Source organism: Kitasatospora sp. NBC_01560, assembly GCF_045208415.1.
In the GTDB taxonomy this organism is placed as follows: Bacteria; Actinomycetota; Actinomycetes; order Streptomycetales; family Streptomycetaceae; genus Kitasatospora.
In genome coordinates this window covers 6,536,823-6,559,340 of sequence record NZ_CP109364.1, presented here as the reverse complement: position 1 = coordinate 6,559,340, position 22,518 = coordinate 6,536,823, and the positions used below count along the sequence as shown (strand labels likewise).

Genomic DNA, 22,518 nt, shown 5'->3' with positions numbered 1-22,518 from the left:
GCGGAGCCCACGGCGGGGGTCGGGGGACCGGTTTCCGGTCCCCCGACCGCCGGCCCCGGCCCTCGGCCGCTCCGGCAAGCGCGGCCGGACAACAAAAAAGCCGGTCGGCCCGACGTGGAGTCGGGCCGACCGGCCTCAATGGGTCGATTGACCTTTTGTGCGCGAGGGGGGAGTTGAACCCCCACGCCCTTTCGGGCACTGGAACCTGAATCCAGCGCGTCTGCCTATTCCGCCACCCGCGCATCTGGGTGATGAGCTAAAGCTTAGCCCATCCGCGAGGGTGCTCCGTACCGGGTTTCCGCGCAGGCCAGGGGCCGTCAGACGAGGCGGTCGACGATCCAGTCGATCAGCACACCGGAGATGTGACTGTGCTCGGTGTTGTCGGTGTCGAACGCGACCTCGTCGAGGTGACCGCGCTGGAGGTCGGCGTCGGTGATGGCGAGGTTCGGCTCGACGTCCCACTTGACCGGGTCGAAGGCCAGGGCCGCCGCGCTGACGGACGGCACGAAGGCGCCACTGCGGTACTCGTCGGCGATCTTGGCCTTCAGCGCGTCCGCGACCTTGCCGAAGGAGTCCAGCGTGCCGCCGGGCACACCGTCCAGCGCCGGGACCTCCGTCGTGGTGCTGCGGCGCAGCTCCAGACCGAGGTGCATGCCGCCGATCGCCTTCTTCTCGCCCCTGTCCGCCTGGAACCGGGCGGTGGCGCTGGCGATCAGGGCCTGCCAGTCGAACGCGACCTCGCCGGCCGGCAGCGGACGGCCGATCCCGTCGCGCCGGCCGTTGGAGACGCCCAGCTTGCGCGGGCGCTGCGGGAAGTTGCCGACGCGCTCCAGGTCCGCCAGGAACTCCTTGCGCAGCTCACTGGCCGTGGCCACCGGGCCGGAGTACTTGGAGTTCTCGACCCAGGCCCAGAGCAGCTGCTGTGCGGCGGGGCTCCGGATCAGGTCGGCCTGCTTGGCGCCGTCCGGCCCGGCCGGGGTGAAGTCCTCGAAGAAGTAAGCCATCTGCTGGAGGACCAGCGGGATCCAGGCGCCGTTGTGCGGGGAGTCGAAGGAGAGGTAGGTGGCGGTCTCGTGGTCGGCCTCGCCGGACTCCATCTTGGCGAGCGCGTAGCGGGTGATGATGCCGCCCATGCTCACCCCGCCGACGGTCAGCGGAATGTCGCTCTTGCGCTCCGCGATCGCCTGCCGGATCGCGGCGATCGCGACCTCGGCGTTGGCCTGAATGTGGGTGTGCCGCTCCGTGAAGCCGAGCACGATCACGTCGAAGCCCTGACGGAGCAGCTGGTCGAAGAAGCCGGCCTTGCCGTCGTAGGGCTGGTTGAAGTAGGCGAACAGGCCGGGGAGGTCACTCTCGCCGTAGTTGAAGCCGTCGGCGAAGATGAAGGGCCGATTGAGGCCGAACTTCGAGTTGGCGAGGTAGACCGCCGCCTTGCCCGTGGCGGTCTGACCCTGGTAGGGCGCGCCGGTGAGCTCCCAGGTGAAGTCGGGCTCGCGCCCGGCCGCGTTGGTGGCGCTCAGCGAGCTGGAGAACCAGACCTCGGGCTTGAGGGAGGCGGCAAGATCCGCCAGCTCCTCCCGCGAGGGCTCCGCGCCTCCGTCCCGGAGGGTGAGTGCAACGTCGATACGGGCTTCCTGTGCCATGTCTACCGCCTCGGTCGAGTCGAACAGGGGTCATTCGTGCACACCGAGTGAACGTAACGGTTTGATTACACACTCCGCCAGCACCGGACCGTTAGTGTTCGAAACTTGTTGGACGGGATCGCCGGCGACCGAAGTTGACAGGCCGGACGCGCCTGATGGGTCTGATGCGCCGAACGGGTCAGGAGGGGAGGTCACCGGCCCGGACGGCCGCGACGAAGGAGTGCCAGGCGGAGGCGGCGAAGACGAGGGCCGGGCCGGCCGGGTCCTTGGAGTCACGCACCGGAACGACGCCGGGGAACCCGGGGGCCACCTCGATGCACTCGCCGCCGTTGTCCCCGCTGTAGCTGCTCTTCAGCCAGACAACATTGTTGAGATCGGTCACGGTTCGTCCTTCGCAGGGAAGTCGCCGGCCCGGACGGCGGCGAGGAACGACTGCCACGCGGAGGTGGCGAAGACGAGGGCAGGGCCGTCGGGATCCTTCGAGTCACGCACCGGGACGAGACCGAGGAATCCTGGGGCCACCTCGATGCAGTTGCCGCCGTTGCCGCCGCTGTGACTGCTCTTCAGCCAGGCCGCCAAGTTGAGCTCGGCGTTCGGCATACCGGTACTCCTCCATCGCATCGGCGATCAGCACGCGAGAGTCGCGCACCGAGAGTACATCGCCGCGCACGAGGTCGAAGTCGCATCGATGTCCCGCCACGATCGCCGGCGCATCGCTGAAGTGCCCCCGATAGAGGCTCTCCGAGTAGATCCACTCCTTTCCGTCCGGCATCACCAACAGGAACATCGATGTCGTGGGCAACCGCGTCAAGGACATGCCGAAAGGCGCCACCTGAACGCTGACGTTGGAGGCTTCGCCCACCGAGAGCAGATGTTCCATCTGACGCCGCATGACTCCGGGGCCGCCGACGACGCTCCGAATCACGCTCTCGTGAAGAACCACGAGCAGCAGCGGGCCACCAGCCTGGAGATAGCGCCCCTGCCTACTCAGCCGGGCTGCCACCCTCTCCTTGACGAGAGCTGGGCTGTCGCGGACATCGCCGAGAGAGAACAGGGCATGCGCATAGTCCTCACACTGGAGCAGTCCATTGACCCTGGCGTACTGGAACGCCCTCACAGCCACCGCTTCGGCCTCCAGATCGACGTACTTCTGGAACCAGTCCGGGTGCTCGATGTCCGCCTGCCAGTCCACCCGGTCCCAGAGCTTGACCAACAGACCTCCCATCTGGAGCAGCTCGTCACAACTCGCCACCGTCTCGGCCTGCATCGGTCGCTGACCGCCCTCGGCACGGGTGACCACCGTGCGGTCGCAGTGGACCAGCTTGCCCAGTTCGGCCTGCGTGTAGCCGGCACGCTCCCTCGCGAATCGCAGGGCTTCACCGAACATCACCGCCGGGCTCGACGTGGGCCCGGCATCCGCCTTCCGATGTGACACGTCCTGCCCCCTCATGTGTCGCGCATCGCTGCACCTGGAATCGGCCGTCACCGTAACCCGCAGGCCCGATGATGGAGACCGGAACGCGATCGTTTGCTTGCGCAGCGTGAGGCCGTGCGCCCCTGTCGTGAGCCGCTTCCACTCCCCCACCAGCACCGGAGGTTGCCTCGCCATGCCCAAGAACTGCCCCGCCCCTCCCCCGGCCTTCCCCTCCCGCCGGCCGCGCGAGTTCGCCGCGCGGCTGGAGTCGCGGACCGGCTCCACCCCGCTCGCGCGGCTGCTGCTGCGGGCCTACCTTGCCGGGCTGCCGCGCGGTGAACGCTTCTGCGACGTCGGCGAGTTGCTCCTCGGGGAGCTGTTCGCCAACGCCGTGCAGCACAGTGAGGCGCCGCCGGACCGGCTGATCGAGGTGCGCTTCGCGGTGACCGGCGACCGGCTGCGGATCGAAGTGCACGACGCGGGTGCGGGCCGGCCGTCGGTCCGCGCCTCCTCCGCCGAGGAGGAGGGCGGTCGTGGCCTGTTCCTCGTCAACGAGCTGGCCGAGCGCTGGGGTTGCTGCCTGCGGGCCGGCGGCGTCGGCAAGTTCGTCTGGGCGCTGGTCGCTCCCGCCCCCGGCTTCACCGAACTCGCCTTCGGCCGCGCCGCCGGGGTCGTCGCGGTCTGACGCGCGGCGCACGCCGGGCCCGCGCGCATCACGTTCCCCCCAACGTGGGGTTTGGCTCAACCGACCCGCAGCAGCGCGCCGATACCCCGTCCGACGCAAGTCCCGGACGGGGTGGCGGCGCTGAGGGCTGCCACCCCGTCGACCGGCCGACGTTCTCCGGGCCCACCGGATTGAACGTGATCACCTTGGGTAGCACCGTCCCCACCGAACGTATCCAGTTGCAAGGGGACCCCGACCATGGCCGATCAGCAGCACACGACACCGGAGGCGCCGGCACCGTACGCGGAGGCCGATCTCCTCCTGCACGGCGGCGAGATCGTGACGGTCGCCGAGCCGCCCACCGCCGAGGCGGTGGCGGTGAAGGACGGCGTCATCGTCTTCGTCGGCGGCCACGCCGAGGCGGTCGACCGCTGGCACGGCCCCCGGACGAAGGTGCGCGACCTCGGAGGCCGGGCGCTGCTCCCCGGGTTCATCGATGCGCACGGCCATCTGGGCGGCATCGGGCTCCAGGCCACCATCGCCAACCTGCTGGCCGATCCGGACGGCGACGTCACCGACATCGCGTCCCTCCAGGAGAAGCTGCGGGCCTGGGCGGAGACGGAGGTCGGGCAGGAATCCGAGTGGATCATCGGCTTCGGCTACGACGACGCGATCCTCACCGACGGGCGGCACCCGACCCGGGACGACCTGGACGACGTGTCCACCACCCGGCCGGTGCTGGCGATCCACCAGTCCTTCCACCTGGGCGCGGTCAACTCCCTGGGGCTGGCGGCACTGGGCTACGGCGCGGACACCCCCGACCCCGAGGGCGGCGTCATCCGCCGCCGGGAGCTCGCCGTCGAACCGTCGCACGGCGAGCCGAACGGGGTGCTGGAGGAGACGGCCTTCAATCCCGCGTCAGCGGCGGCGCTGGGCGGTCTGCCGGAGGCCGTGCAGCTCGGGCTGTTCGCCAAGGGCGCGGAGTCGGCGGCGTCCTTCGGCTTCACCACCGTCCAGGAGGGCGGGACGACGCTGACCAACCTCGCCGCGCTGCGCGAGATCGCCGCCGCCGCGCCGTTCGAGATCGACGTCGTCGCCTACGCCCGCGCCGACCAGGCCACCGCGGCGGTGCTGGACCGGGATGCCGACCGGGACCCGGTCGGCGCGAGCCGGGAGTACGTGAACGGCGTGCGGGCGGCGGGCGTGAAGCTGTACCTCGACGGCTCCCCGCAGGGCCGGACGGCCTGGCTCACCAAGCCGTACAAGACGCCGCCGGACGGGCAGCCGGACGACTACTGCGGCTACCCGACCGTCCCGGACGACGCAGCCGTCGTCCGGCAGGTGCGGACGGCCTACGAGCAGGGCTGGCAGGTGCTCGCGCACGTCAACGGGGACGCCTCGATCGACCAGTTCATCGGCGCGGTCAGGGCCGCCACCGCGGCGGCCGGGCCCGGCGACCGGCGGACGGTCGCGATCCACGCGCAGACCGCCCGCGAGGACCAGATCAACGACTTCGCGTTGCTGCGGATCATCCCGTCGTTCTTCTCGATGCACACCTTCTACTGGGGCGACTGGTACCGGAAGACCGTCCTCGGCGAGGAGCGCGCGGCGACCATCTCCCCCGCCCGCTGGGCGCTCGACCGGCGGATCGCCTACACCTCGCACCACGACGCCCCGGTGGCGCTGCCCAACTCGATCGCGATCCTCGCCAGTCAGGTCACCCGCCGGACCCGCACCGACCAGGTCGTGCTCGGCCCGGAGCAGTGCGTGTCCGCGCTGGACGCCGTCCGCGCGATCACCATCAACGCCGCCCACCAGTACTTCGAGCAGGACAGCAAGGGCAGCATCGAGGTCGGCAAGCTGGCCGACCTGGTGGTCCTGAGCGCCAACCCGGTCACCGTCGACCCGGAGAAGATCCGGCACATCGAGGTCGCCGAGACGCTCAAGGCGGGCCGCACCGTCCACCCCGTCGACGCCGCACGTGCCACCGCCGCAACGCCGGAGCGGACTCCCCCGCTCGACCACCACTGGCACTGCAACTGCTGACCCGCGCGCGGACCGGCGGCGCAGCAGGGCGCCGCCGGTCCGCGCTGCGAGTCCGGCACCCTCAGTCGTCGCCCTTGATCTTCTTCATGGTCAGGTGGGAGTCGACCCGGGTCACGGCCGGCAGCCCCATCAGCCGGCCGGTGAGGAAGGTCTCGTAGGCGGCGTGGTCCGCCACCGCGACGCGGACGAAGTAGTCGGGGCGGCCGAAGAGCCGGCGGAACTCGACGACCTCCTCGTAGGAGGCCACCGTCGTCTCGAACTCCTCCACCGTCTGGAGGTCGTTGACGCCGATCTCGACCGCGACCACCACCTCGAAGCCGCGGCCGGCGGCCGCCGGGTCGATGCGGGCCCGGTAGCCGGCGATGATCCCCGTGTCCTCCAGCCGCTTGACCCGGCGCAGGCAGGGCGGCGGCGTGAGGCCGACCCGCCTGGCCAGCTCGACGTTGGTCAGCCGGCCGTCCTGGCGCAGATGGAACAAAATATCGCGATCGACGCTGTCGAGCGTCATTCTGTTGCTCATCGGGCCGCTCCCAGGCAATAATTGGAAACCATATTACCTGGATTTCGTTCTAGCATTTCTCTTATGGATTCCTCGCCCGCCGGACTGCTCACGCACCCGGCCCCACCCCCCGCGTCCGCTCCCGCGCCGACGCCACCGGCCCGCGCCGACCTGGTCGCGGCGCTCCGGGACTCCAGCTCGGTGGGCCTGGGCCTGTTCCCGCTCGGCATCGCCTTCGGCGTCCTCGTCGTCCACGCCGGCCTGAGCTGGTGGTGGGCCACCGCGTTCACCGCCCTGGTCTACGCCGGGTCGCTGGAATTCCTGCTCATCGGGCTGGTCGTCGCCGTCACCCCGCTCGCCCAGATCGCACTGACGGCGTTCCTGGTCAACTTCCGCCACGTGTTCTACGCGCTCTCGTTCCCCCTGCACCGGGTGCGGGGGCGGTTCGGCAAGGCGTACAGCACCTTCGGCATGACGGACGAGGCCTACGCCCTGACCACCGGCGAGACGGCGAAGTCCTGGAGCAGCCGGCGGATCATCCTGCTCCAGGTGCTCTGCCAGGTCTACTGGGTGGTCGGCGCCACGGCCGGCGCACTGTTCGGCGCGCTGGTGCCCGCACGGCTGGTCGGGCTGGACTTCGCGCTCACCGCGCTCTTCGTCGTCCTGTCCGTCGACGCCTACCGGGCGCGGCGCGACATCCCCACCCCGGCCCTGGCCCTGGTCTGCGCGCTCACCGCACGGTTCGTCCTCCCGGACCAGATGCTGCTGGCCGCCACCGGCCTGTTCACCGCCGGACTGCTGGCCCGGTACGCCCTCGCGCGGCGACGCCCGGCCACGGCCGCGGCGGTGCCCGCACCCGCACCCGCCACGAAGGAGCCGGCCCGTGCCTGACACGCCCTACCTGCTGGCCGCCATCGGCGTCTCGGCCGCCGTCACCTGGGGCCTGCGCGCCCTGCCCTTCGCCGCGCTGGCACCGCTGCGGGCCAGCGCCGTGCTCCACCACCTGAGCGCCCGCATGCCGGTCGGCGTGATGGTGATCCTCACCGTCTACTCGCTGCGCGCGCTGCCCCTCGGCAGCCCGTTCCGGGCCGCGCCCACCGTGCTCGCCCTGGCCGCGACGCTCGGTCTGCACCTGTGGCGGCGCAACGCCGTCCTGAGCATCCTGGGCGGCACCGCCGTGCACGTCGCCCTTGCGAGCACGCTCTTCGCCCACTCCTGACCGGAGCCCCTGAGGCCGAGCAGCACCGGAGCCCCGGGCGGGGCCCGTCCGCTACGTGGCGGCCGCCTCCAGCGCAGCACGCCACACCGGGCTGTCGACGTAGTGGTTGTCGTACTGCTCCGAGGAGTCCTTGATCTCCTGCGGGCTCGCCGCGCATCACGCGGCCGAGCAGGCGCAGGTAGTCGAAGCGCGGCATGCCGGGCGTGAAGGTGAACAGCACGTCGGCCACGGAGCCCGTGGAGGCCGCGAAGGCGTGCGGGGTGTGCGGAGGGACGAGCAGGAAGTCGCCCTCGCCCAGCACCTCGCCCTTCTCGTCCACCAGCACCCGGAGCGCGCCGCCGATGACGAAGAACATCTCCGAGGCCCGGGTGTGGAAGTGGGCGGGGGCACCGACCGCACCCTCGGCGAAGGAGGACCGGTAGCTCGTGAGCCCGCTGCCACCCGTACCGAAGTCGGCCAGCAGGGTCATCACACTGCTCGGGTCGCTGGCGGTCTCGGCCTCGGCGGCACGGGTCAGAACGGGCTTCGGCGTGGCGCTGCTCATGGTGTCTCCCCTGGCCATCGGCCGTTCCGACGTTCCCTCCCGGCCTTGTGATCACCACTCCAGGCTCATAAAAGACCCCGTACATGGTTCACTTTCAGGCCATGATCATGGGTCAATTACCGAGGGCGGCCCGCCTCGCGGCGAGGCTCCGCTCCAGGGCGGCACGGCGGTCCGGCCACTCCTCGGCCGTGATCGAGAAGATCGCGGAGTCCCGGAGGCGGCCGCCCTCGCCGGGGGCCCAGGAGCGCGACCAACTCCGCAGCACGCCCTCGAAGGTGGCCCCCGCCGCCTCGATCGCGGCGCGGGAGCGGGCGTTGCGGGCATCGGTCTTGAGATCCACGCGGCCCACCCCCCACTGCTCGAAGGCATGCCGGAAGAGCAGGTACTTGGCCTCCCGGTTGAGGCCGGTGCCCTGCGCCGAGGCGGCGAGCCAGGTGAAGCCGATCTCGACCGCGAACAGCCGGCCGTCGTCCGGGAGACGGCGCGGGCCCAGGAAGGCCGTGGCGCCCATGACGCGGCCGGACGCCCGGTCCACCTGCGCGTACGGGGCGACCTCCCCGGCGGCGGCGCGGGCGAGTTGGGCCTCGATGTAGCCGCGGGCCTCCCCGACGCCCGGCACCCAGGTGAAGTCGTACGACCGGCGGTCCTCCCCCGCCGCGGCGGCCAGCCCGGCCTCGTGGCGGTACTCCAGCGGCTCCAGGCGCACCAGGGCGCCCTCCAGCACCGGGCCCTCGAACGTCGGACTCATCACTCATCACTCCTTGCGCGCCGGCCAGATCGGCCACTTCGGCCACTTCGGCCACCGGAGCGGTAGCGTCCCAGAGCCTCCGCGCCCTGTCGCCCGCATTTCCGGCGGGCCTCGGACGACGCCCCGCGCGGCACGGCGCGGCAGGGCACGGCCGGGCACGGCAGGGCGTCGCAGGACCGTTCGGGCAACGGCTCCTGCCTTCGCGCACCTGCCCCGCTGCCCTGGCAACGGGGGGTATCCCCCCGGGCCGTTTCGGAGGCTTCCCTCAGCGCGCAGCCATGGAATCGCAGGCAATGATCAGTTCCACAAGGCAAGAAGCAAGCCGCAGTACGCAAGTTGAGGGGTAACAAGCATGACGAGGCACCGGAAGCGCATCGGCCGGCGGGGGCTGCTGGTCACGGCGGTCGTCGCCATGGGAGCGGTCCTCGCCCCCGTCGCGGCCCAGGCGGCCCCCGCCGACCCGGCGGACACCGCGGGCACGACGGGGGCGGGTAGGAGCCCGCTCCGCGCACTGGAGCAGGCGGCCCACCCGCTGCGCTCGACCGAACCCGGCGGGAGCACCGCCGACCTGCGGGCCCTGGGCGCCATGATCGGCGACGCCCAGGTGGTCGGACTCGGCGAGGCCACCCACGGCTCGCACGAGTTCTTCACCATGAAGGAGCGGATCTTCCGCTACCTCGTCGAGGAGAAGGGCTACACCACCTTCGCCCTGGAGCTGAGCTGGTCCGCCGGGCTGCAGATCGACGACTACCTCCAGACCGGCAAGGGCGGCGACGCCCGCAGCGTCGCCAAGAAGGCCCTCGCCAACTCCCCCTGGGACCGCGAGGAGTTCGTGAGCCTCATCGAGTGGATGCGCGACTACAACCGCCGCCACCCGGACCGCACCGTCCACTTCATGGGCGACGACCTCGGTGCGCCCTCCCTCGACGACGCGTTCTTCGCCCGGATCACCGACTACGTCCGGCAGAACCACCCGCAGGCGCTCGCGCGGCTCAACGAGCTCTACACCGGCCTGCGCCCGATCGACGACGCGTTCGCCTACCTGGGCAAGCCGCTCGCCGAGCGCCGGCAGCTCGCCGACCGGGCCCAGCAGGCCCTGGAGCTGGTCGGCAGCCTGCGGGGCTCCGGCGGGGCGGCCTTCGACTGGGCCGAGCAGAACGCCCGTTCCGTCGCCCAGACCACCAAGTTCTTCACCATCGACCCCGGCGACCAGGCGACGCTGCCCGACTTCGAGCGGTTCCGCGACGAGGTGATGGCCCAGAACGTCACCTGGTGGCGGCAGCACACCGGCCACAAGGTGCTGCTGTCCGCCCACAACGACCACGTCGGCCGTGCGTCCGGCGATCCCGGGCTCTACCCGAAGACCCAGGGGGCGTTCCTGCGGGACACGATGGGCCGCGCCTACGTCCCGATCGGATTCACCTTCTACCAGGGCTCGTTCCTGTCGAAGGACACCGCCGTGGGCGGCGAGTGGAAGAAGTTCACCGACGGGCCTGCCACGGCCGAGATGAACGAGTACACCCTCGACCAGGTCCGCGGGCGGGACTTCTACCTCGACACCCGGACCGCCCCGGCCGCCGCGAAGGCCTGGCTGAACGTCAACCGGCCCACGCGCAACTACGGCACGCAGGCCCCCTACCCGCCCGGGAACATCGCACTGGCCAAGTCCTTCGACGTCCTCATCCACCTCCACGACGTCCGCGAGGCCGACAGGACCCCGTGACGCCTCCGACCCCGCCGGGGCCCGGTGGCGCGGACGGTGGTCGCCCCCGCCGTCCGCGCCGGGCCCCGGCGGGGACCGCCCAGCCACCGGCATGCCGCCACCCGCTACTTGGCGGCCGCCTCCAGCGCGGCACGCCACACCGGGCTGTCGACGTAGTGGTTGTCGTACTGCTCCGAGGAGTCCTTGATCTCCTGCGGGCTCGCCTCGCCGCGCATCACGCGGTTGAGCAGGCGCAGGTAGTCGAAGCGCGGCATGCCGGGCGTGAAGGTGAACAGCACGTCGGCCACGGAGCCCGGGGCGGCCGCGAAGGCGTGCGGGGTGTGCGGCGGGACGAGCAGGAAGTCACCCTCGGTCAGCACCTTGACCTCGTCGTCGACGAGCACCTGGAGCGCGCCGCCGATGACGAAGAACATCTCCGAGGCCCGGGTGTGGAAGTGGGCGGGGGCACCGACCGCACCCTCGGCGAAGGTCGACCGGTAGCTCGTGAGCCCGCTGCCACCCGTACCGAAGTCGGCCAGCAGGGTCATCACACTGCTCGGGTCACTGGCGGTCTCGGCCTCGGCGGCGCGGGTCAGAACGGGCTTCGGTGCAACGGTGTTCACGATGATCTCCCCTGATCGAACAGCGGCCCCGGCATTCCCCCGCGGCCTTCTGTCTACGACTCTAGGCCTCTGAAAGACCTGGTTCATGGTGCAGTTTCCTGCGGAATTCATGGGTCAATTCCAGCTGGTCGGGCCTCGGCGCCGGGCGTCGGCGCCGGGCGTCGGCGCCGGGCGTCGACTCGGGTTCAGCGGTCCAGGGAGATGGCGTTCTTGGCCCGCTCGACGGACTCCTCCGACGCCGGCCCACCCGGGTTCTCGGTGGCGAGCGCCTGGTTGGCGAGGACGAAGGGGCGCATCCGCTCCTCGTACCGCTGGTACGCCGCCCGGTGGTCCTCGCCGGCGGTGCGGGCCCGGCCGAGCTCGTCCGCCAGCAGGTAGGCGCCGACCAGGGCGAGACTGGTGCCCTGGCCGGAGAGCGGCGAGGCGCAGTAGCCGGCATCCCCGAGCAGGACGGTACGGCCGGCCGACCAGTGCTCCAGGCGCACCTGGGCCATCGCGTCGGCGTAGAAGTCGGGGGCCCGGTCCAGCGCGGCCAGCATCCGGGGCGTCTCCCAGCGCAGGGCCGCCATCCGCTCGGCGACGAGCTTCCGGCTCTGCTCGGCATCCCGGACGGCCGGCTCGGGGCTCTCCCAGCCGAAGGTGACCCGCAACTCGCTGTTGCCGCGCACCGGGTAGATGCCGTAGCCGGCGTCGCCGTCGCGCTGCCAGACCTGCCAGTCCTCCAGGCCGAGGAAGTTGTCGGCGCTGAAAATGGCGATGTGCAGGCCGAGGTGGTGCAGGTACTGCTCCTCCGGGCCGAAGGCGAGCCTGCGGACGCGCGAGTGCAGGCCGTCGGCGCCGACCACCAGGTCGAAGGTGCGCGACTGCCCGTGCTCGAAGGTCACGTGGACGCCGTGCTCGTCCTCACGGAGGTCGGTGACGGTGTCGCCGTGGACGAACTCGACGCTGCGGTCGGTGTGGTCGTGCAGGATCTCGACGAGGTCCTCGCGGAGCAGCTCGACGTCGTCGCTGTCGAGCCGGCCGCTGCTGTAGGTGGCCTCGGTGGAGCGGTGCACCTCGTTGCCCTCGGGGTCGAGGACGGACATGCCGCGCATCCGGGTGCGGACGGCGCGGACCTGCTCGGTCACGCCCATCCGCCCGATCACGTCGAGGGCGACGCCCCTGATGTCGATCGCCTGGCCGCCGCGGCGCGGGGCGGGGGCGAGTTCGACGACGGTCGGTGCGAAGCCCTGGCGGTGCAGCCAGAAGGCAAGCGCGGTGCCGGCGATGCCGCCGCCGGAGATGAGGACGGTCTTCATGAGGGCTCCCCCGTTGATGGTGTTCGTACGTGATCGTGCGTGTTTGTGTGTGTCCGTGCGGCCGGGCCTGAGGGCTCCGCCTGTGCGGCGGTGCCTTCCCGGTCGTGCCTGTACGCTGTAAGCAAGGTGAATGTACGACGTAAATTCAGGCCTTCGCAAGGGCCTGACCAGCAGGAAAAGGGCCCATCTGCCCTAGCACAGAAGGCCTGTGGCGAGCATCGGCGCTGGTAGGGTCTGAACTAGTACAGGGGCGGACAGCCGCGAAAAAACATCCCCGGAGGAGTTCGGCAGCATGGCACCGCAGACGGATCCGCCCTTCCAGCGCATCGCCGCCGACCTGCGCCGGCGCATCACCTCCGGCGAGCTGGCCCCCGGCGACCGCGTGCCCTCGACCCGGCGGCTCGCCCAGGACTGGGGCGTCGCCCTGGCCACCGCCACCAAGGCGCTGACCGTGCTGCGCCTGGAGGGCACGGTCGAGGCCCGGGCGCGGATCGGCACCGTGGTCGCCGGGGGCGGCGCTCCCGCAGCGGGCAGCGCTCTTCCTGCGGTCGGTGACCGCTCCCCGCTCGTCGACCCGAGGGCGAGCACCGATCCGGGGCCGGGCGGTGCTCCGCTGCCGGGCGCCGCCCCCGAGGGAGAGTTGAGCCGCGAGCGGATCGTCCGCGCGGCCCTGGAGCTGGCCGACGCCGAGGGGCTGGCCGCGCTCTCGATGCGCGCCGTCGCGGCCCGGCTCGGAGTGTCCGCGATGTCCCCGTACCGCTACGTCACCAGCAAGGAGGAGCTCGTCCTGCTGGTGGCCGACGCGGCCTTCGGCGAGGCCGGCTACCCCGCCGAGCCGCCCGCCGGCTGGCGGCCGCGGCTGGAGCTGGGCGCCCGCACGCTCTGGTCGCTGTTCCGCCGCCACCCGTGGCTGGCCCAGATCAGCCCCGTCACCCGGCCGCTGGTGCTGCCCAACCTGATGGCCCACGCCGAGTGGGCGCTCGCCGCTCTGGAGGGCCGCGGTCTGGACGCCACGGCGGTACTGGACACCCACGTGCTGCTGTTCAGCTACATCGAGGGCATCGCCGTCAACCTGGAGCGCGAGACCCAGGCGCGGGCCACCACCGGGCTCTCCGAGGAGCAGTGGATGGACAGCCGGCTCCCCGCCCTCGGCGCGCTCGTCGCCTCGGGCCGCTTCCCCGCGTACAGCAGGCTGATGGCGGAGCTGGCGGACGGCTACGACCTGGACCTGGACGCCCTGTTCGAGTACGGCCTGACCAACCTGCTGGACGGGCTGGCCACCCGCCTCGGCCCCGCCGACCCGACCGCCGCCCAGGGCTGACCGGCCCGCCTCACCAGCCGCACCTCACCGCCCGCGCCTCACCGCCCGCCGTCGCGCAGCAGCAACAGCTCGCACCCCCGGCCCCGGGCACCGTCCACCCAGGCCGGAAGGAGCTCGGCGAGCAGCCACTCGGCCTCCTCGACGTCGTCCTCCCCGCCCGGCAGCACGGCGCTCCCGGCGTCGATCCCGCCCGGATCGAAGCCCGCCAACTCCTCGTGAATGAGGTCGAGTTCGGCGCGCCCGGCGAGTACGGGGAAGGGCCACGGATCGTGCCCGGGCGCCGCCTCCCGCCACGGGAACGGCCAGGGCCGCCCCCACAACCCGGCCAGGTTCACCAGCCCCCAGGCCCGGAACGCCCCCGCGAGACCGTCCCAGCCGCGCCCCGGCAGGACGGCCGAGCCGAGCGACTCCCCGAGCACCGGGCCCAGCAGCTCCAGCACGCCCGTGTACCGCGAGGGGAGCGCCGGGTCGAGCCGCCCGGCCACCAGCTCCCGCAGCACGGGCTCCGCCTCGCCGGGCCCCGCGACACGGAGCAGCCGGCCGCCCTCGCGCAGCTCCCCGACCGCGGTGAGCGCCCTGCGGACGAGTCGGTCGTCGCCGGAGCCGGCCACGGCGAGCAGGGCATCGGCATCCACCGCGAAGGCGGAGAGGTACTGGTCGGCCACGCCGCCAGTATGACGGCCGGTCACGACAGCGCCCTGGTCCCGCGCCCACGACGCCCCGGCCCGCACCCGGCCGGACGGACGGACGCAGAGACGCACGGACGGCAGGACGGACGCCGCGCTACCCCGCGTCGCGGCCGCGGAACGCCCTGCGGTACTCGCGCGGAGCCACGCCCACCCGCGCCACGAAGGCGGGCCGCAGGGACACTGCCGAGCCGAAGCCGCAGCGGACGGCGACGGTGTCCACCGGGAGGTCCGTCTCCTCCAGCAGGCGCTGGGCGGCGAGCACCCGCTGCTCCAGCAGCCAGCGCAGCGGCGTGGTGCCGGTCGCGGCGACGAAGCGGCGGGCGAAGGAGCGTTCCGACATCAGCGCCGCCCCGGCCATCCGGCGGACCGTCCACGGGCTGTCGAGTGCGGCCAGGATCTCGGCCCGGGCACCGGCCAGCGTGTCGTCCACCGCGTCCTCGGGGACGGGGGTGGGGATGAACTGGGCCTGGCCGCCGGTGCGGAACGGCGCGGTGACCATGCCGCGGGCGATGGTGGCGGCGGTCTGCTGGCCGTGCGCGGCCCGCACCAGGTGCAGGCAGAGGTCGATGCCGGCCGCCACCCCGGCGGAGGTCCAGAGGCCCTCCTCGCCGGTGAACAGCACCTCCGGGCGGACGTCCACCGCCGGGAACCGGCGGGCCAGTTCACCGGCGAGCGCCCAGTGGGTGGTGGCCGTGCGGCCGTCCAGCAGGCCCGCCTCGGCGAGCACGAAGGCGCCCGCGCAGAGCGAGGCCACGGTGATGCCCCGCCGGTGCACGGCGCGCAGCGCGTCCGCCACGGCGGGGTCGCGCGGCGGGCCGTGCAGGCTCTCCATGCCCGGCACGACGACGAGGTCGCAGTCGAGCAGCGCGTCGAGCCCGGAGTCCGGCACCCGTTCCAGCCCGCCGCCGAGCCGCACCCGCGCGCCCTCCGGCCCGCAGACCCGCAGGTCGAAGGAGGGCAGCCCGGGCCGGCTGATCCGGTTCGACCAGACCTCCCCGATCACCGCGTAGTCGAAGGCCCGGACACCGTCGAAGATCAGGCAACCCACCGTCCGCATGGCAGGATCGTATCGATGGGTGGCAGCAGCGCCCATCACGGCGTCCGGCCGGCCCGCCGCAGGATGGACGCATGACGAACACCAGTGCATTCGATGCCCCGCTGACCATCGACCCCGACGCCGTCCTGGTCGTCATCGACGTCCAGAAGGGCTTCGAGGACAGCGCGTTCTGGGGCGAGCGCGACAACCCCGATGCCGAGCAGCGGATCGGCGAGCTGATCACCGCCTGGGAGACCACCGGGCGCCCGATCGTGGTCGTGCAGCACGCCTCGGCGGGCGGCCCGCTCGCGCCCGGCACCCCCGGGTACGAACTGAAGGACTTCGTGGCCGCGGTCGAGCCCGCGCTGCACATCACCAAGCAGGTCAACAGCGCCTTCTACGGCACCCCGGACCTGCACGCCTGGCTCCAGGAGCAGGGCGCCCGGCAGGTGGTCGTCGCCGGGATCATCACCAACGTGTGCAACGAGACCACGGCCCGGATGGCCGGCAACCTCGGGTACGACGCGGTGTTCCCGGCCGACGCGATGCACGCCTTCGACCTGACCGGCCCCGACGGCGTCACCGTCCCCGCCGCCGAACTCGCCCGCGCCACCAGCGCGGTGCTGCACGCGATGCGGTTCGCCAAGGTGGTCACCACCGCGGACGTGGTGGCGGCGCAGGCCGCCCGGACCGGGGCGGTGGTCAGCTGAACAGCGCGTCGTAGGCGGTGCCCTCCGCCGCGTTGAGCAGCACGATGCCGTGGTCCGGCCCGGTGGCCACCTCCCGGAGCCGGGCCAGGGCCGCGGCCGCGGTGGGGAGTTCGAGCCCGAGGGCGGCGGCCGCGGCGTCCCGCTCGGCGAACAGCGCGGGCGCGTCCTCCAGGTACCACTCGCCCGCCTCGGCGCTCTCGTGCGCGCTGAAGGTCCGGCAGTCCCGCCACCACGGCACGGCCAGCAGCAGCCGGACCAGCTCGGGCACGCCGACGGCCACCAGCGCGGCGCAGCCCTCGGAGTCGGCGTAGAGGACGGGCCGCTCGTCGCCGCCCTCCCCGCAGAGGAAGTAGGTGCCGCCCGCGCCGTCCCCGCCGATCGGCTCCAGCGGCTCGCCGGACGCGAGGACGACCTCCTCGACGTGCTCGGTGCCGTCGAGGTCGAAGTCCGCCGTGCAGCGCAGGAATTCCTCGGCCGGATCGCTCTCCCGGACGGCCGCGAGCAGTGAGTTCGTCATGGCCGCCACCCTAGGACGCACGTCCGACACCCCGCGCGGGCCCCACCCATCGCAGCAGCGGCAGGACGTGGCCGTCCAGGGTGCCGGTGCCGCCGGTCACGAGGATCGCCGGGTTCGTCATGGTCGTCCCCGATTCGTCCCGGCCGGGAGTCGATCTCCCGGCCGCAGCCGTTAGGTTTCGTGGTTCTGCACGTTCGAGGTTCTGCACCTTCGAGGTCCTGCGACTCGCGTTCCTGCGACTTCGAGGTCCTGCGACTTCGAAGTCCTGCAGCTCCGACCCGCGGCGACGAAGGAATGTGACACGGTGGATGAAGACGTTGTGCCGGCCGGCCGCTCGGACCCCGGCCGCACCGAGCGGTTCGAGGAGCACCGGCCGCACCTGCGCGCGGTGGCGTACCGGATGCTCGGTTCGATCAGCGAGGCCGAGGACGCCGTCCAGGAGGCGTGGCTCCGCTACGACCGCACCGACACGACCGGCGTGGAGAACCTCGGCGGCTGGCTGACCACGGTGGTGAGCCGGGTCTGCCTGAACCTCCTGCGCTCGCGCGAGCAGCGCCGCGAGGACTCCCTGGAGCTGCGCATCCCCGATCCGCTGCTCGCCCGCGAGGGGGTGGTCGACCCGGAGCAGGAGGTGCTGCTGGCGGACTCGGTCGGACTGGCGCTGATGGTGGTCCTGGAGTCGCTGTCGCCCGCCGAGCGGGTGGCGTTCGTCCTGCACGACCTGTTCGCCGTGCCGTTCGAGGAGATCGCCCAGCTGATCGAGAAGACCGCGGCCGCCACCCGGCAGCTGGCCACCCGGGCCCGCCGCAAGGTGCAGGGGCAGGCGCCCGCGCCCGACCGGGACCTCGCCCGGCAGCGGGTGGCCGTCGACGCCTTCTTCGCCGCCACCCGCACCGGGGACTTGGAGGCGCTGCTCGCCCTGCTCGACCCCGAGGTCGTGCTGCGCTCCGACGGCGGGGCGGCCCGGGCCCGGCAGACCGTGGTGCTCACCGGCGCCCGGACGGTGGCCGGCCAGGCGGTCATGTTCCACGCGCTCGCGCCGTACGCGCGGCCGGCGCTGATCAACGGCGCCGCCGGCGTCGTGGTGATCGGCGCGGCCGGCCGGCCGGTATCGATCATGGCGTTCACCGTGGTGGACGGCTCGATCGTGGCGATCGACGTGCTGACCGACCCGGAGCGGCTGAACGGGCTCGACCTGACGGCCTTCCAGGAGTAGCCGGGCCGTCGCGAACGCGGACCGCCCCCGCACGGCATCCGTGCGGGGGCGGTCCGGGTCCGTCCGGCGGGGGCGGGCTCAGCCCTTCTTCGACAGGAAGTCGTAGGCCCCGGCGGCGACGTCGTCCAGGTACGGTCCGGCCTGGTACAGCGGGTCACCGGTGTGCTTGCCCACCGACACGTTGCTGACCAGGACGGGCTTGCCGTCCCGGACGGCCAGCCAGCCACCACCGCTGGATCCGGCGGTCATGCTGCACCCGATCACCAGCATCGGCGGGCGCGAGGGCTCGTACGAGAGCCGGCCCGGCCGGCCGCTCTCGCAGTGGTTCAGCTCCATGCCGTCGAACGGCGGGGCGGCCGGGTAGCCGTACTCGCTGATGCTCAGCTGGTCGCGCGGAGCGTTGAACCAGACCGGCAGCGCGCCGCCGACCGTCTCCTCCAGCGACTTGCCGCCCTCGGCGGGCTTCACCCGGACGATCCCGAAGTCGTAGTGGGTGGCCGCGTCGCCGCTCTTGCCGCCCTCGGCCTTCCACTGCGGGGAGGTGACGGCCTGCGTGCCGCTCCAGATGCCGAACGGCGCGTACTGGGACTCCGGCGCCTGCTTGCCGCCGCTCAGGGCGGCGCTGCTGTTGAACGCCGGGATGAAGCTGATGTTGCTGTAGAACGCGCCGCCCTTGCCCTGGTGGACGCAGTGGCCGGCGGTCCACACCAGGTTGCTCTTGCCGGGGTGGGCCGGGTCGGCCACCACGGTCGCGGAGCACTGGTAGTGGTTGAGGCCGGCGGCGGCGTTCGGGCCGCTGCCCGGCTCGTCGGCGAACAGCTTCCCGTGCACCGCGGACTTGGTGTACGGGTGCGCCACCGCCTGGGCGTTGACGGTCTTCGGCAGCGGGTCGTTGCCGTTGTCGGCAGGCTGGGCGGGCTGCTGAGCCGGCGGCTGCGCGGGCTGGGCCGGCGGCTGCGACGGCTGGGCCGGAGCCTGGGCGGGCTGCGACGGCTGCGCCGGCGCCTGCGACTTGGGCGGCGCGGCCGGCTGCGAGGCCGGCTGCTGGGTGCTGGACGGCTTCGGCGGCGCCGCCGGGGTGTTCGGGTGCCCCGGCTGGGTGGGCTGCCCGGCCGGCGGCTTGGCGCCCGGCGGCGTGCTCGCGGGCGCCGGGGCCGGCGGCTGGCCCGGCTGCGACGGCTGGGCGGGCGGCTGGGCGGGCGGGGCCGCCGGCGGCGCGATCGGCTCGTCCGGCTTCGCCTGGAGCAGCTTCTCCAGCGTCCAGAAGCCCTGGGCGGCGGCCGGGAGGGCGTAGTCCTTCGCCCACTTCTCCCAGTCGTCGAACTTCCACTTCTTCAGGTCGTCGAGATTGGCCGGGAGGCCGAGGTCGGGTGCGCCCGCCCCCGCGGTCGCGGCGGCGTCCGCCGAGCTGTTGTCCGGCCCGCAGGCCGAGGTGCCGAGCAGCGTGAGCGCGAGCACCGAGGCGCCGAGAACGGCCCGCACGGAACGCCTGGTTCTACCTGACGATGACATGAACTTCTGATCCCCCTGTGTGAAAACGCGCGGCGCCGTCAGAGCGGCGGCGCGGTGCGCGGGGGAGTATGCCACTGTCCGTCAGGGCCGGGGGTACCCGCCCCCGCTAGCGGCCGACCGAGCCGTCCAGCTGCTCCCGGATGATGTCGGCGTGGCCGGCGTGCCGGCCGGTCTCCTCGATCATGTGGACCAGCAGCCAACGCATCGACGGTGCTTCGGCGTTGGGCCGCAGCGAGCGGACGCCGGGCCGGTCCAGGTCGGCGGCGGCGGCGGCGACCTCGTCGGCGCGGGCGATCGCCGCCCGGTAGGCGGCGACCGACCCGGCCACCGTCTCGTCGCCGGGCGAGGGTGCGTCGTCGTCCCACAGCTCGACGTCGTCACCGCGGTAGGCCCAGAGGAACCAGTTGAGTTCGACCGCGGTGAGGTGCCGGACCAGCCAGAGCAGGCTGGTGCCGGAGGCCACACCGGGGCGGCGGGCCTCCTCGTCGGAGAGGCCCTCGGTCTTGCCGATGACCGCCTCGCGCAGGTAGCCGAGGAAGGTCAGCAGGGTGGTCGGCTCGTCCGCGTTGAGGCCGGGCGGGCGGACGTCGGAGCGCCGGCGCGCGGCATCGTTCTCGGTCACGCCGGCCAGGCTACCCACAGCGCGGCCCTGACGGTCCGTCCGCCCACCTGCCGGGCCGAAAACCGCCCCGGGGGACGCTCCGGGCGCGGCTCACCAGCCCTGGTTGTGCAGCCAGTCCGCGAGGTGGCGGGCGCACTCGTCGACCGACTCCTGCCAGGTGTGGACGGCACCGTCCCCGGCCTCGTCGCTGACGTGCTTGACCAGCCGGACCGGCAGGCCGGCCCGGTGGGCGACAGTGGCGACGGCGTACCCCTCCATGTCGACCAGGTCGGCGTGCTCGGCCAGCCGGTCGCGGGCGGCGGCGGAGGAGACGAAGAGGTCACCGGTGGCCAGGATCGGGCCGTCGCCCTTGCCGACCACCAGCGGGGCGCCGTAGGTGCGGCCGGTGAGCGCCAGCAGGGCGGGGCTGTCCAGGTCGTGCTGGATCACCTGGGTGACGGTGTGGGTGCCCTCCCAGCCGGGGCGCAGCGCGCCGGCGGTGCCGAGGTTGAGCACCTCGCACGGCCGCTCGCCCTGCGCCAGGACGGTCGCGAGCGCCGCCGCGGCGTTGACCTTGCCGATGCCGGTGAGCAGGACGGGAAGCCGGTCCCCGAGGTGGACGGCCTCCTCCCGGACGGCGACGACGACGAGCGGGCGGTCGGCTGAGATCGTTCCCATCAGGCGCATACCGCCATGGTACGGACGGCCCCCCGCCGGAGGCCCGCGGAACCGGACCCCTCCCCTCCGGCTGTCACGGGAACCGCATAGGGTGCATCCCGCGTCGACCCGATCGCCGCCCGCCCCGCGCCCGGGGAGGGAGGGGCGGCCGACCCCGCAGTCGCACCGAAGGACACCGCCGGACGGCGCCACCGGACGGCACCGCCGAAGGACACGACCGGACGGCACCGACCGCGGCCGGCGGCCGGGCACGGTGATCGACAAGCGGTACGCGCGCGCAGTACCCGGAGCCGGTGCCCGTCCACGGCACCCGGCGATGCTCAAGATCGGCGCAAGTGGGGTGTGGCCGCGGGGAGCGACGGCCATACTGCTGGCAACGGCCGGGCCCGGACGACGGGCCGGGCCACAGGGGAGGGTGAGGCAGGTGGCGACACCGGTACGTACGAAGGGGCCGGGCGCAGTGGTGCCGGCGGGGCCCGGCGGCACGGCCGCCGCGCGGGGGCGGGGCCCGGTGGCCCGGATCGGCCGGGCCACCCGGACGGCACCGGGCCGGCTGCGGCTGGCCGGCGCGCTGCTGGCCGTGGTCACCGTCGCGTTCGGCGTGCTCACCGCCTGGCAGGTCAACTCGCGGGCGCAGGCCGCCCAGCGGGTGGTCTCGTACAGCCAGCCGCTGAGCCAGGCGGCCGCCGACATCCACCGCTCGCTGGCCGACGCGGACACCACGGCGGCCACCGGCTTCCTGCTGGCCGGCGCCGAGCCGAAGGCCGTCCGGGACCGCTACGAGCAGGACCTCGCGACGGCGTCCCGGCTGATCGCCGAGGCCGCCGCGCGCACCACCGCCTCCTCCCCCGCCCAGGGCTGGCTGGCCACCCTCAACCAGCAGGTACCGGTCTACGCCGGCCTGGTGGAGACCGCGCGGGCCAACAACCGGCAGGGCTACCCGCTCGGCGGGGCCTACCTGCGGTACGCCTCGGACCAGATGCGCACCGTGCTGCTGCCGGCCGCCGCCCAGCTCACCGCCGCGGAGAACCAGGAGCTGGACGCCGACTACGCCGCGGCCAGGGCGATCCCGTGGGCCGCCTACGGCCTGGGGGCAGTGGCCCTCACCACGCTGGTCCTGGTGCAGATGGTGCTGTTCCGCCGGACCAACCGGGTGTTCAACCCGGGGCTGCTGGGTGCGACGGCCGCGGTACTGGCCGGGGTGCTCTGGCTGACCGTCGCCGGGCTCGGTGCGCGCGACGCGCTGCAGGACAGCGCCCGCAACGGCGCCACGCCGCTGAAGGCGCTCAACGCGGCCCGGGTGGACGTCCTGACCGCCCGGCTGGCGGAGAACCTGCACCTCGTCGCCCGGGGCTCCTCCGGCATCTACGCCGACCTCTGGGCGAAGACCACCACGCACCTGTCCGACGGCCAGGACCTCCCGGTCGACCGGCGCGGCGGCACCCTCCCGGAGGCCTTCCGGCTGGCCCCGGCCGATGCCCAGAAGGCCGTCACCGTCGCGTGGAGCAAGTACGACGAGTGGCGCGAACGGCACCTCGCGGCGAGCAAGCTGGAGAACGTCGACGCCGACTACCAGGCCGCGCTGGACGCGACGGTGACGGTGAAGGAGGCGGACGTGCCGAAGACCGCCGACGCCTCGTTCAACGTCGTCGACCAGCAGCTGGCGCTCGCCGCCGACACCGAACTGGAGCAGTTCCGGCGGGCGGCCGAGGGCACCGACGGGGATCTGCGCACCGCCGCCGTGGCGGTCGCGGTGCTGGCCCTGGTGGCGGCCGCCGCGGCGGCCCGCGGCCTCGGCCGACGACTGGCCGAGTACCGGTAGAGGGGGGACGGACACG

General features: G+C 72.9%; 23 protein-coding genes, 1 tRNA gene and 1 pseudogene. 9 read left to right on the top strand and 16 right to left on the bottom strand.

The annotated features are described in order from the left end of the window. Positions 1–158 precede the first annotated feature (158 nt). The 5 genes from OH807_RS28460 to OH807_RS28440 all read right to left on the bottom strand — a co-directional run bounded on the left by OH807_RS28460 (position 159) and on the right by OH807_RS28440 (position 3,234). Positions 159–242, bottom strand: a tRNA-Leu gene (locus OH807_RS28460). Positions 243–317: 75 nt separating this feature from the next. Further along, entirely contained in the window at positions 318–1,643 is a 1,326-nt protein-coding gene (locus OH807_RS28455) for a hypothetical protein (RefSeq protein ID WP_406204221.1), read from the bottom strand. A 178-nt stretch (positions 1,644–1,821) separates the two neighbouring features. Then, positions 1,822–2,025 carry a DUF397 domain-containing protein gene (locus tag OH807_RS28450; RefSeq protein WP_406204218.1) on the bottom strand — a complete coding sequence of 68 codons (204 nt, stop codon included), beginning with the start codon at positions 2,023–2,025 and terminating at the stop codon, positions 1,822–1,824. Next, positions 2,022–2,165: a DUF397 domain-containing protein gene (locus OH807_RS28445; RefSeq protein ID WP_406204216.1), complete on the bottom strand. Its 144-nt coding sequence runs from the start codon at positions 2,163–2,165 to the stop codon at positions 2,022–2,024. The genes OH807_RS28450 and OH807_RS28445 overlap by 4 nt, the downstream gene beginning before the upstream one ends. Continuing rightward, complete coding sequence (locus OH807_RS28440) at positions 2,128–3,234, bottom strand: Scr1 family TA system antitoxin-like transcriptional regulator (protein ID WP_406204213.1); 1,107 nt, start codon at positions 3,232–3,234, stop codon at positions 2,128–2,130. The genes OH807_RS28445 and OH807_RS28440 overlap by 38 nt, the downstream gene beginning before the upstream one ends. 16 nt (positions 3,235–3,250) lie before the next feature. Between OH807_RS28440 and OH807_RS28435 the strand changes: the two genes are divergently transcribed. Beyond that, entirely contained in the window at positions 3,251–3,742 is a 492-nt protein-coding gene (locus tag OH807_RS28435; RefSeq protein ID WP_406204211.1) for an ATP-binding protein, read from the top strand. A gap of 237 nt (positions 3,743–3,979) precedes the next feature. After that, entirely contained in the window at positions 3,980–5,767 is a 1,788-nt protein-coding gene (locus tag OH807_RS28430) for an amidohydrolase (protein WP_406204208.1), read from the top strand. Positions 5,768–5,828: 61 nt separating this feature from the next. Here OH807_RS28430 and OH807_RS28425 read toward each other — a convergent pair whose 3' ends face one another. Then, the gene (locus tag OH807_RS28425; RefSeq protein WP_406204205.1) at positions 5,829–6,287 is read right to left on the bottom strand and encodes an Lrp/AsnC family transcriptional regulator; all 459 of its coding nucleotides are present in this window, start codon (positions 6,285–6,287) and stop codon (positions 5,829–5,831) included. 63 nt (positions 6,288–6,350) lie between these two features. Here OH807_RS28425 and OH807_RS28420 point away from each other — a divergent pair, with 63 nt between their 5' ends. Further along, complete coding sequence (locus OH807_RS28420) at positions 6,351–7,157, top strand: AzlC family ABC transporter permease (protein WP_406204202.1); 807 nt, start codon at positions 6,351–6,353, stop codon at positions 7,155–7,157. Further along, complete coding sequence (locus OH807_RS28415; RefSeq protein ID WP_406204199.1) at positions 7,150–7,485, top strand: branched-chain amino acid transporter permease; 336 nt, start codon at positions 7,150–7,152, stop codon at positions 7,483–7,485. Before OH807_RS28420 ends, OH807_RS28415 begins: the two co-directional genes overlap by 8 nt. Before the next feature lie 51 nt (positions 7,486–7,536). Here OH807_RS28415 and OH807_RS28410 read toward each other — a convergent pair. Further along, a pseudogene (locus tag OH807_RS28410) lies at positions 7,537–8,029 on the bottom strand (cupin domain-containing protein). A gap of 112 nt (positions 8,030–8,141) precedes the next feature. Next, positions 8,142–8,777, bottom strand: coding sequence for a GNAT family N-acetyltransferase (locus OH807_RS28405; protein ID WP_406204196.1), 636 nt, complete (start codon positions 8,775–8,777; stop codon positions 8,142–8,144). A 352-nt stretch (positions 8,778–9,129) separates the two neighbouring features. Between OH807_RS28405 and OH807_RS28400 the strand changes: the two genes are divergently transcribed. Beyond that, the gene (locus tag OH807_RS28400) at positions 9,130–10,500 is read left to right on the top strand and encodes an erythromycin esterase family protein (protein ID WP_406204192.1); all 1,371 of its coding nucleotides are present in this window, start codon (positions 9,130–9,132) and stop codon (positions 10,498–10,500) included. A gap of 104 nt (positions 10,501–10,604) precedes the next feature. Here the strand turns inward: OH807_RS28400 and OH807_RS28395 are convergent, their stop codons facing one another. Further along, positions 10,605–11,102 (bottom strand): cupin domain-containing protein, encoded by a 498-nt coding sequence (locus OH807_RS28395; protein WP_406204189.1) that lies wholly within the window; start codon positions 11,100–11,102, stop codon positions 10,605–10,607. 185 nt (positions 11,103–11,287) lie between these two features. Next, complete coding sequence (locus OH807_RS28390) at positions 11,288–12,400, bottom strand: FAD-dependent monooxygenase (protein ID WP_406204186.1); 1,113 nt, start codon at positions 12,398–12,400, stop codon at positions 11,288–11,290. Between the two features lie 292 nt (positions 12,401–12,692). Between OH807_RS28390 and OH807_RS28385 the strand changes: the two genes are divergently transcribed. Next, complete coding sequence (locus OH807_RS28385) at positions 12,693–13,721, top strand: TetR/AcrR family transcriptional regulator C-terminal domain-containing protein (protein ID WP_406204183.1); 1,029 nt, start codon at positions 12,693–12,695, stop codon at positions 13,719–13,721. A 38-nt stretch (positions 13,722–13,759) separates the two neighbouring features. On the opposite strand, the gene OH807_RS28380 is transcribed toward OH807_RS28385, so the two are convergent. Beyond that, the gene (locus OH807_RS28380; RefSeq protein ID WP_406204180.1) at positions 13,760–14,386 is read right to left on the bottom strand and encodes a hypothetical protein; all 627 of its coding nucleotides are present in this window, start codon (positions 14,384–14,386) and stop codon (positions 13,760–13,762) included. Between the two features lie 118 nt (positions 14,387–14,504). Next, positions 14,505–15,467: a GlxA family transcriptional regulator gene (locus OH807_RS28375; RefSeq protein WP_406204177.1), complete on the bottom strand. Its 963-nt coding sequence runs from the start codon at positions 15,465–15,467 to the stop codon at positions 14,505–14,507. A 71-nt stretch (positions 15,468–15,538) separates the two neighbouring features. Between OH807_RS28375 and OH807_RS28370 the strand changes: the two genes are divergently transcribed. Beyond that, positions 15,539–16,156: a cysteine hydrolase family protein gene (locus OH807_RS28370; protein WP_406204174.1), complete on the top strand. Its 618-nt coding sequence runs from the start codon at positions 15,539–15,541 to the stop codon at positions 16,154–16,156. Here the strand turns inward: OH807_RS28370 and OH807_RS28365 are convergent. Further along, on the bottom strand, positions 16,149–16,673 hold the full coding sequence (locus OH807_RS28365; RefSeq protein WP_406204171.1) for a hypothetical protein: 525 nt from the start codon (positions 16,671–16,673) through the stop codon (positions 16,149–16,151). The two genes, OH807_RS28370 and OH807_RS28365, sit on opposite strands and share 8 nt — an antisense overlap. Positions 16,674–16,977: 304 nt before the next feature. Between OH807_RS28365 and sigJ the strand changes: the two genes are divergently transcribed. Continuing rightward, entirely contained in the window at positions 16,978–17,889 is a 912-nt protein-coding gene (sigJ, locus tag OH807_RS28360; protein WP_406204168.1) for an RNA polymerase sigma factor SigJ, read from the top strand. Positions 17,890–17,967: 78 nt separating this feature from the next. Here sigJ and OH807_RS28355 read toward each other — a convergent pair whose 3' ends face one another. The 3 genes from OH807_RS28355 to OH807_RS28345 form a co-directional block, all read right to left on the bottom strand. Further along, on the bottom strand, positions 17,968–19,371 hold the full coding sequence (locus OH807_RS28355; protein WP_406204166.1) for a trypsin-like serine peptidase: 1,404 nt from the start codon (positions 19,369–19,371) through the stop codon (positions 17,968–17,970). Between the two features lie 136 nt (positions 19,372–19,507). Next, positions 19,508–20,023 (bottom strand): DinB family protein, encoded by a 516-nt coding sequence (locus OH807_RS28350; protein ID WP_406204163.1) that lies wholly within the window; start codon positions 20,021–20,023, stop codon positions 19,508–19,510. 90 nt (positions 20,024–20,113) lie between these two features. After that, positions 20,114–20,689, bottom strand: coding sequence for a nucleosidase (locus OH807_RS28345; protein ID WP_406204160.1), 576 nt, complete (start codon positions 20,687–20,689; stop codon positions 20,114–20,116). Between the two features lie 415 nt (positions 20,690–21,104). On the opposite strand from OH807_RS28345, the gene OH807_RS28340 reads away from it, so the two are divergent. Further along, the gene (locus tag OH807_RS28340; RefSeq protein ID WP_406204157.1) at positions 21,105–22,502 is read left to right on the top strand and encodes a hypothetical protein; all 1,398 of its coding nucleotides are present in this window, start codon (positions 21,105–21,107) and stop codon (positions 22,500–22,502) included. Positions 22,503–22,518 lie beyond the last annotated feature (16 nt).